Genomic DNA, 8,469 nt, shown 5'->3' on the forward strand with positions numbered 1-8,469 from the left:
CTCCTCCGGATCACTCACCCCCTTTTTTCCGCGGCCGCGTCAGATGGGTATAAGTAACGGGGGCGGGAGGGGGACGTCTGCACCGGGACCGTCACGACGAGAGGCTCCTTCGGGCGGCCATGCCGGCGCGACCCCATCGCTCCTACAGAGGCTCCGCCCGCGCGCGGTCAAGGGGTCGAGGGCGGGCGAGGGCCCGAGGGTGTCGGGGCACGCCAAGTTCATGTCGGAATGAAACCAAATCCAGCCTCCGGCATTGCCAACCCATGTTCGAAAAGGCTGCGCGGTCTCGTCGCGGCCCCGGGATCACACTGGCTGCCGGCGTCTGAGGGGGCGTTCCATGAAGGGTTTCATCGTCGCGCGACCCGAGTCCGAACCGGCACGGTTCGTCTCGTCCTTCGACCCCGTTCTCGCGGGTGTGGCGCAGGGGCTCGCCCGGTTGTTTCCCCCGGTCCGGACCATCCGTCCGCAGCATGAGAGCGACACAGGCGGCCATCCGGCGACGCGGCGCGGCGACGAATCCGGCGGGGAGGAAGAGCGCGCATGATGAAGCCGGAGCTGATCGAGCAGCACATCGCCGCGATGACGACCGCGAGCACCAACCTGCTGCGCCAGATGGAGAGGGAAGGCCTGCGCTACCGGGTCAGCGTGCGGCCCGAGGATACGGGCACCCTGCACGTCCATGTCGATGCGCTGACGCCGGAGCTGACGCGGCGCATCGAGCGCTGCCTGTCCGGCACCGGCATGCAGGTCGCCGTCCAGGAAAGGCAGTAAGAGATACGGCCGGGGAGAGCATCCGGCCGCGTGCCTTCCGACACGTGCTTCCCGGCACTTGTCACGATCCGGCAGCCCGATATCTCGCCTTCGATCCGATGGATTCAGGACCGAGCGGGAGGACGCGATGCCCAAGGCGATCCGGGTGCACGAGTATGGCGGGCCCGAGGCGATGGCCTACGAGGACGTGCCCTCGCCGCAGCCGGGTCCGGGCCAGATCCGCGTCCGCCAGACCGCCATCGGTGTCAACTTCATCGACATCTATTTCCGCTCCGGCGCTTACAAGGCGTCCTCGCTCCCCTTCACCCTCGGCAAGGAGGGCGCGGGCGTGGTCGATGCGCTCGGTGAGGGCGTCACCGATTTCCGTGTCGGCGAGCGCGTCGCCTATGCCGGCGCCACCGGCACCTATGCCGAGGAGGTCGTGGTCGACACCAAGGGTGTGGTCCACCTGCCCGACGCCATCTCCGACGAGACCGCAGCCGCAATGATGCTCAAGGGCCTCACCGCGCAATACCTGCTGCGGCGGACCTACCGGGTGCAGCCCGGCGACACCATCCTGTTCCACGCCGCCGCCGGCGGCGTCGGGCTCATCGCCACGCAATGGGCCAAGCATCTCGGCGCCACGGTGATCGGCACGGTCGGCTCGGCCGAGAAGGCGGAACTCGCCCGCGCGCATGGCTGCGACCACGTCATCCTCTACCGCGACGAGGATTTCGCCGCCCGGGTGCGGGAGATCACGGGGGGCAAGGGCGTGCCGGTGGTCTATGACGGCGTCGGCAAGGCGACCTTCCCCGCCTCCCTCGATTGCCTGGCGCCCTTCGGCATCTTCGCGAGCTTCGGCTCGGCCTCCGGCCCGATCGAGGCCTTCGACATCGGCATCCTCGCCGCCAAGGGCTCGCTGTTCGCGACCCGCCCGACGCTGTTCACCCATATCGCCACCCGCGAGAGCCTCGACGCCAACGCCGCCGAACTGTTCGAGGTGGTGGCCAGCGGCGCGGTGAAGATCCCGATCCATGCCCGCGCGAAGCTCGCCGACGCCGCCCAGGTCCACCGCGACCTTGCCGGGCGGCAGACCACCGGCGCGACGGTGATGATCCCCTGATCCTGGGATACAAGGGGTTCCGCGGGTCGCGTCCCGCGGAACCCCTGGACCGTCTCATGAAGCTCACCGGCACCGATGCCCTGCTCGTCGTCGACGTGCAGAACGATTTCCTGCCCGGCGGCGCGCTGGCCGTGCCGGAGGGCGAGGCGGTGATCGCCCCCGTCAACCGGCTGGCGGCGCACCTGCCCCACCTCATCCTGACCCAGGACTGGCACCCGACCGGCCACGCCTCCTTCGCGTCCTGCCATCCGGGCAAGCGCCCGTTCGACACCGTGACGATGCCCTACGGCGCGCAGGTGCTCTGGCCCGACCACTGCGTGCAGGGCACGGCCGGCGCCGATCTCGCTCCCGGCCTGCGGGTGGAGCGGGCCCAGATGGTGATCCGCAAGGGCTATCACCGGCACATCGACAGCTACTCGGCCTTCCTCGAAGCCGACCGGCGCACCCGCACCGGGCTTGCCGGCTACCTCGCCGAGCGCGGCCTGACCCGTCTGTTCCTGGCCGGACTCGCCACCGATTTCTGCGTGCTCTGGACCGCCCTCGATGCCCGCGCCGCCGGGCTCGAAGTGGTCGTGGTCGAGGATGCCGTGCGCGGCATCGATCTCGACGGCTCGGTGGCGCGGGCCTGGGAGGCCATGGCCCAGGCCGGCGTCGGCCGCATCACCAGCGCCGAGCTCGCCTGACCGGCATCGGTCACGGGTCGAGCATGCCCGTCCCGACGCCGCACGCCTCCGCCACCGCCTCCCGCAAGGCCGTGCGGAGTCGCCGAACCGTGACGTGCCCGGCGCTGTCATAGGCCCGGGCGCCGAGCGCCGTCACGGGGGCGAGCAGGCGCAGGGAGTTGGTGACGAACAGGGCCTCCGCCGCCTCCAGCTCCGAGGGCAGGAGCGGGCGCTCCTCGACCGCCAGGCCGAGCGCGGGCGCCAGACGCGAAACGATCTCGGCCCGGACGATCCCCGGCAGCACGCCCTCCGAGCCCGGCGGCGTGACGATGCGCTCGCCGGAGACGGCAAAGAGATTGCCGGTGCCGGCGCAGGCGACGCGTCCCTTGGTGTTGAGGAACAGGGCCTCGTCGAAGCCGTCCGCCTGGGCCTCGCGGGTGGCGAGCACCGCGTCGAGATAGCCGAGGGTCTTGAGGCGCGCGGCCGGCGAGGTGTCGTTGCGGGCGATGGACGTGGGCGTCAGCCGCAGGGGCGCGAAGAACAGGACCGCCCGGGCCGGCGCGACGCTGCCGAACAGGAAGGGTTTCGGCTCCGGAGGTGGCGCGAGCCCGCGCGGGCCGGGGCCGCGGGTCAGGGTGGTGCGGATCGCCGCCAGGGTGGTGGTGCCGGCCAGAGCCCGCATCGCCGCGACGATGCGTTCCCGGTCGGCGGAAAAGCCCAGAGCCTGCGCCGCGGCGGCGAGGCGGTCGGCATGGGCGTCCTCGAAGGCGACCCGGCCCTGCAGGGCCAAAGCCGTGTCGAACACCCCGTCGCCGAGCAGAAGGCCGCGATCCCCCATGGCGAAGGGCAGGGTGCCGCTCTCCACCAGCCGGCCGTCACACCACAGCATCGGCGGGGATCTTTTCCGAGCGGCTCGGCCGGGCGCGCCAGGCGCGGGCATTCTTCAGGAAGTTGGCGAACAGGGCGTGGCCGTTCTCGGTCAGCACCGATTCCGGGTGGAACTGGATGCCCCAGGTCGGATGGGTGCGGTGGGAGAGCGCCATCACCTCGCCCTCGCTCGAGGCGGCATCGACGGTGAGGTGCCGTTCCATCTCAGGGGTCGGGGCGACGATCAGCGAGTGGTAGCGGCCGACCTGCATCGGCTGCGGCAGGCCCGCGAACAGGCCCTCGCCCCCGTGCCGGATCGGCGTGGCATGGCCGTGCAGCGGGCGGCCCGCCCGCTCGACCCGGCCGCCGAAGGCCGCGCCGATGGCCTGATGGCCGAGGCAGACGCCGAGGATCGGCACCTCGCCGGAGAGTTCGCGGATCGCCGGCAGGCTCACCCCCGCTTCCGCCGGGGTGCAGGGGCCGGGAGAGATCACCACCGCCTCGGGGTTCCGGGCGCGGAGACCGGCCACGTCGAGGGCATCGTTGCGCACCACCTCGACGGTCTCGCCCAGCTCCTCGAAGTAGCGCACCACGTTGAAGACGAAGGAATCGTAGTTGTCGACGACGAGGATCACGGCGCCCCCTCCTCGAAGGCCGCGAAGACGCGGGCCGCCTTGGTCAGCGTCTCCTCGTATTCGGGGCCGGGCTCGGACAGCAGGGTGACGCCGCCGCCCGCCTGGAGCACGGCCTCGGCCTCGTTCATGAAGACGGTGCGGATCGCGATCGAGGTGTCGAGCGCCCCGTCGAACCCGAGCGCGCCGATGGCCCCGCAATAGAGCTCGCGCGCGTCCGTCTCGATCTCGGTGATGATGTCCATGGCCCTGAGCTTCGGCGCGCCGGTGATCGAACCGCCGGGAAAGGTCTTCTCGATGAGGTCGAGGGCGTCGGCGCCCGCGCGCAACGTGCCCGTCACCACCGAGACGAGATGGTGGATGCCGGCATAGGATTCCAGCCCGCACAGGGTCGGCACCCGCACGCTGCCCGGCTCGCAGATCCGGGACAGGTCGTTGCGGAGCAGGTCGACGATCATGATGTTCTCGGCCCGCTCCTTCGGGTTGGCCTGGAGCGCGGCGCCGATCTCGGCATCGCGGGCCGGGTCGGGATCGCGGCGCACCGTGCCCTTGATCGGCCGGGTCTCGACCTCTCTCCCGCTGAGCTTCAGGAACCGCTCGGGCGAGGAGGAGGCGACGGTGAGCCCCTCGAAGGCGAGATAGGCGCCGAAGGTCGCCGGGTTGGTCTCGCGCAGGCGCCGGTAGAAGGCGAAGGCGTCGAATCCTGATGGCAGATCGGCGGCGAAGCGCTGGGCGATATTGGCCTGATAGATGTCGCCGGCGCGGATATAGTCCCGCACCTTTTCGACAGCACTTTCATAAGCTTGCCGGGAGAAATTCGAGCGCCACGCGAGCTTGGCGCCGGCCCATTCCGGCAGCGGCCCCGCCGGCTCCGCGAGCAGGGCGGCGAAGGCATCGAGCCGCTCCCTCGCCCGCGCCGCGCGGGCTTGCGCGCCGGTCTCCGGGAAGCCGGTGGCGATCAGCAGGCAGGTTTGCCGCCCGTGATCGACCGCGAGCAGGGTGTCGTAGAAATTGAAGGCGATGTCGTCGGTGAGCCCCGCCCGGCGGGCCGGGGCCACGACCCGCTCCAGGCTCGCCCCGAAATCGTAGGCGAAATAGCCGATCGCCGCCCCGGGAAAGGCAGGCAGATCGGCCTGCGGTGCCAGCCGATAGGGCGCGAGGCAGGCCCGCAGCGCCTCCAGCGGGCGACCGGGCAGTTCCCGCCCATCCAGGGTGGCGCGGCCGTCGCGAAAGCGGAACCGCCCGAACGGGTCGGCGGCCAGCACCGAGACGCGCCCGAGCGTGTCGTGCTGCATGGCGCTGTCGAGGAAGGCGAGTCCGGGCCGCCGGGCGAGCCGCGCGGCGGCAGCGACCGGGTCGATGAAGGGGATCTCGCGGGTCCAGACCATGGGTTCGGTCGTCGTGCCTCGTGCGGCGCTCATGTCCCGTCACCCAAGGGCGCAGCGCGCCCCGCCGTCAATCTCTCCCGCGTTCCGGACCTGCGGGAGGGGTATGCGTACCGGCCTGCGCGGCATTGAACCGATGCATGAACGAGATCGTTTAAGCTGCTCTCTCTCATCGTACTTCTCGCAACAGCCATCCTGTTCACCGGAGATGAGGCGGCCTGTCCGCGACCGATGGATGCCGGGCTTCGTGTCTCTCACGAAACTCCCGCCGCGCCGGCGCGGCCAGAGGGAAGAGGCGCGGGGCCGGGAGTTGTGCGAGGCACCCGGTTTCGCACAAGATCGGAGAGTGAGGCTGCCCCGCCGAACCCGGCTTCCGACCGATCCTTCCGGCCACGCTCGCAACCGCGCCACGAAGCAGGTATAGCGGCTCATCCACCGCCATCGCTGCAGGACGCGCGGCTCTCCCCCCGAGAGGCCGTCCGGGTATCGCCCCTTCGAGCCGTCATGACCGCAACCGCCTCTCCCTCGGACAGCAAGAGCGCCGCCGCGCCGCGGATCTCCTTCGTGTCGCTGGGCTGCCCCAAGGCGCTCGTCGATTCCGAGCGCATCCTCACCCATCTGCGCGCCGAGGGCTACGAACTGGCGCGCCGCCATGACGGGGCGGATGTCGTCATCGTCAACACCTGCGGCTTCCTCGATTCGGCCAAGGCGGAATCGCTCCAGGCCATCGGCGACGCGATGGCCGAGAACGGCCGGGTCATCGTCACCGGCTGCATGGGCGCGCAGCCCGAGGAGATCCGCGAAAAGTATCCGAACCTTCTGGCGGTGACCGGTCCCCAGGCCTACGAATCGGTGGTGGCCGCCGTGCACGAGGCGGTGCCCCCGGCCCACGACCCGTTCCTCGACCTGATCCCGCCGCAGGGGGTCAAGCTCACCCCGCGCCACTACGCCTATCTGAAGATTTCGGAGGGCTGCAACAACCGCTGCACCTTCTGTATCATCCCGAGCCTGCGCGGCGACCTCGTCAGCCGCCCGGCGGCGGACGTGCTGCGGGAGGCCGAGAAGCTGGTCAAGGCCGGCGTCAAGGAACTGCTCGTCGTCTCGCAGGACACCAGCGCCTACGGCATCGACACCCGCTACGCCCCGAGCCTGTGGCGCGACCGGGAGGTGCGGGCCCGCTTCTACGACCTGGCGAAGGAGTTGGGCGACCTCGGCGCCTGGGTGCGGATGCACTACGTCTATCCCTACCCGCATGTCGACGAGGTCATCCCGCTGATGGCCGAGGGCAAGATCCTTCCCTATCTCGACATGCCGCTCCAGCATGCCAGCCCCTCGGTGCTCAAGCGGATGCGCCGCCCCGGCAACCAGGAGAAGCAGCTCGACCGCATCCGGCGCTGGCGCGAGATCTGCCCGGACCTCGCCCTCCGCTCGACCTTCATCGTCGGCTTCCCCGGCGAGACCGAGGCCGAGTTCGAGGAATTGCTGGAGTGGATCCGCGAGGCCAAGCTCGAGCGGGTCGGCTGCTTCGAGTACGAGCCGGTCAAGGGCGCCACCGCCAACGACCTCGCCGCCCTGGTGCCGCCGGAGGTGAAGGCCGAGCGCAAGCGCCGCTTCATGGAGACCCAGGCCGGAATCTCGCTCAGGCTCCAGCGGGCCAAGGTCGGCAAGCGCATCCCCGTCATCATCGACGAGGCCGGGCCGACGGTTGCCCGCGGACGCTCCAAATACGACGCGCCAGAGATCGACGGCAGCGTTCACATCTCCTCCCGGCGTCCGGTGCGGCCGGGCGACATCGTCACGGTGAAGATCGAGCGGGCCGAGGCCTACGACCTGCACGGCATCGCGGTGTAGGGCGGGGCCGCCGAAGCGAACCGCCGCCGGCGCCTTTGCGTTGCCTCGCCACGACGCGAGCGACGTAAGAGGGATGATCGATGGCGGACGAGCAGCGCGACCAGAGCAACGAGGCCGCAATCTCGCCCAAGGATCCGGCGACGGGCAAGCTGAAGTCGCAACAGGGTCCGATGGAGCGGGCCGGCACCGAGGCCGAGGAAGCCGCCCGCGGCAACACGGCGTCGGGGCAGGACAAGCGGCAGGCAGGGGACGACAGGTCCGCCTGACCCCTTTCCGAGATGCGCGCCGACCGCCGCTGGCTGCGCTTCGGCCTGGCCGGCCTCTACGGATTCATCGGCGTCGTCCATCTGGCGGCGACCGAGCGCTTCCTGCCGATCATGCCGGATTGGGTGCCCGCGCCGCGGCTCGTGGTGATCGGCACCGGGCTCTGCGAGATCGCGGGGGCTCTGGCACTGTTCGTGCCGCGTCTGCGATGGCTCGCCGGAATCATGCTGGCGCTCTACGCGGCCTGCGTGTTCCCGGCCAACATCAAGCACGCGGTCGAGGGCATCCACCTGCCGCCGATCCCCGACACGGGGTGGTATCACGGACCCCGCCTCGCGCTTCAGCCGGTCATGGTGTGGTGGGCCCTCTACGCCGTGCACGCCATCGACTGGCCCTTCGCCGGCCGGAGAGCCCGGATTCCCTGACGGAAAAGCGAATTCCGTCCCGGACTGGTTGCATCCTGTATCGTGCGACACGCAATCGTGTCTAATCTGCCGCTCATGCCGAAGCGCAGCGATTCGAGTCGGACGAAACGCAACCTGGGCGGCGAAGCGCCGCCGGACCAGGCGGCGGTCGAGCGTGCCCTGGAACAGGTCGTGGAGCGGTTGAAGCCGAAGGCACCCGCCGCGAAGCCGGTGTGCAAGCCGACCACCTGAGGCGCGCGCCTCCCTTGCACCGCCGTCACCGGAGCGATCACGGCTGGCGAAGGGGCTCGCGAGGGGGACAAGGCCGGCCCTGGGGCCGCGGAGCCGGACCCGGGGCTCTCACACGTCTGTGACCGAGCCCCGCCGCAACGTTCACGACCGGGCGGGATTGGGCAGGGCGCGCCATCACGTTGGCGACGCGATTTTCATCCCTGACACCGACGAGAAATCGATGACGCCCCAGTTCTGGCTTTGGCTCGGCTTCGCGGGAATGGCGGCCGGTGCCGCCTT

General features: G+C 70.4%; 11 protein-coding genes. 8 read left to right on the plus strand and 3 right to left on the minus strand.

Going from position 1 to position 8,469, the window contains the following annotated elements; genetic code table 11:
* The first annotated feature begins 337 nt into the window (after nucleotides 1–337).
* The 4 genes from MZTS_RS22555 (at nucleotide 338) to pncA (ending at nucleotide 2,556) form a co-directional block, all read left to right on the plus strand.
* Complete coding sequence (locus MZTS_RS22555) at nucleotides 338–544, plus strand: hypothetical protein (protein ID WP_009862784.1); 207 nt, start codon at nucleotides 338–340, stop codon at nucleotides 542–544.
* The gene (locus MZTS_RS22560; RefSeq protein ID WP_192285495.1) at nucleotides 541–771 is read left to right on the plus strand and encodes a hypothetical protein; all 231 of its coding nucleotides are present in this window, start codon (nucleotides 541–543) and stop codon (nucleotides 769–771) included. The genes MZTS_RS22555 and MZTS_RS22560 overlap by 4 nt, the downstream gene beginning before the upstream one ends.
* A 127-nt stretch (nucleotides 772–898) precedes the next feature.
* Nucleotides 899–1,873: a quinone oxidoreductase family protein gene (locus MZTS_RS22565; protein ID WP_192285496.1), complete on the plus strand. Its 975-nt coding sequence runs from the start codon at nucleotides 899–901 to the stop codon at nucleotides 1,871–1,873.
* A 56-nt stretch (nucleotides 1,874–1,929) separates the two neighbouring features.
* Nucleotides 1,930–2,556 carry a bifunctional nicotinamidase/pyrazinamidase gene (pncA, locus tag MZTS_RS22570; RefSeq protein ID WP_192285497.1) on the plus strand — a complete coding sequence of 209 codons (627 nt, stop codon included), beginning with the start codon at nucleotides 1,930–1,932 and terminating at the stop codon, nucleotides 2,554–2,556.
* Nucleotides 2,557–2,566: 10 nt separating this feature from the next.
* On the opposite strand, the gene MZTS_RS22575 is transcribed toward pncA, so the two are convergent.
* Genes MZTS_RS22575 through pabB form a run of 3 tightly spaced genes read right to left on the minus strand, consistent with a single transcriptional unit; the run spans nucleotide 2,567 to nucleotide 5,455 of the window.
* Nucleotides 2,567–3,424, minus strand: coding sequence for an aminotransferase class IV (locus tag MZTS_RS22575; RefSeq protein ID WP_009864307.1), 858 nt, complete (start codon nucleotides 3,422–3,424; stop codon nucleotides 2,567–2,569).
* Nucleotides 3,411–4,037, minus strand: a complete 627-nt coding sequence (locus MZTS_RS22580) for a glutamine amidotransferase-related protein (RefSeq protein ID WP_192285498.1) — start codon at nucleotides 4,035–4,037, stop codon at nucleotides 3,411–3,413. The genes MZTS_RS22575 and MZTS_RS22580 overlap by 14 nt, the downstream gene beginning before the upstream one ends.
* Nucleotides 4,034–5,455, minus strand: coding sequence for an aminodeoxychorismate synthase component I (gene pabB / locus MZTS_RS22585; protein WP_192285499.1), 1,422 nt, complete (start codon nucleotides 5,453–5,455; stop codon nucleotides 4,034–4,036). The genes MZTS_RS22580 and pabB overlap by 4 nt, the downstream gene beginning before the upstream one ends.
* A gap of 468 nt (nucleotides 5,456–5,923) precedes the next feature.
* Between pabB and rimO the strand changes: the two genes are divergently transcribed.
* From rimO to MZTS_RS22605, 4 genes are all read left to right on the plus strand, one after another.
* The gene (gene rimO, locus MZTS_RS22590) at nucleotides 5,924–7,270 is read left to right on the plus strand and encodes a 30S ribosomal protein S12 methylthiotransferase RimO (RefSeq protein ID WP_192285500.1); all 1,347 of its coding nucleotides are present in this window, start codon (nucleotides 5,924–5,926) and stop codon (nucleotides 7,268–7,270) included.
* Nucleotides 7,271–7,350: 80 nt separating this feature from the next.
* Nucleotides 7,351–7,536, plus strand: coding sequence for a hypothetical protein (locus MZTS_RS22595; RefSeq protein ID WP_009865416.1), 186 nt, complete (start codon nucleotides 7,351–7,353; stop codon nucleotides 7,534–7,536).
* Between the two features lie 12 nt (nucleotides 7,537–7,548).
* On the plus strand, nucleotides 7,549–7,959 hold the full coding sequence (locus tag MZTS_RS22600) for a DoxX family protein (protein ID WP_192285501.1): 411 nt from the start codon (nucleotides 7,549–7,551) through the stop codon (nucleotides 7,957–7,959).
* A 75-nt stretch (nucleotides 7,960–8,034) separates the two neighbouring features.
* On the plus strand, nucleotides 8,035–8,190 hold the full coding sequence (locus MZTS_RS22605) for a hypothetical protein (protein WP_192285502.1): 156 nt from the start codon (nucleotides 8,035–8,037) through the stop codon (nucleotides 8,188–8,190).
* The last annotated feature ends 279 nt before the right edge of the window (nucleotides 8,191–8,469 follow it).

Origin of the sequence: Methylorubrum zatmanii (genome assembly GCF_014845115.1) — a bacterium.
Taxonomy (GTDB): Bacteria; Pseudomonadota; Alphaproteobacteria; order Rhizobiales; family Beijerinckiaceae; genus Methylobacterium; species Methylobacterium zatmanii.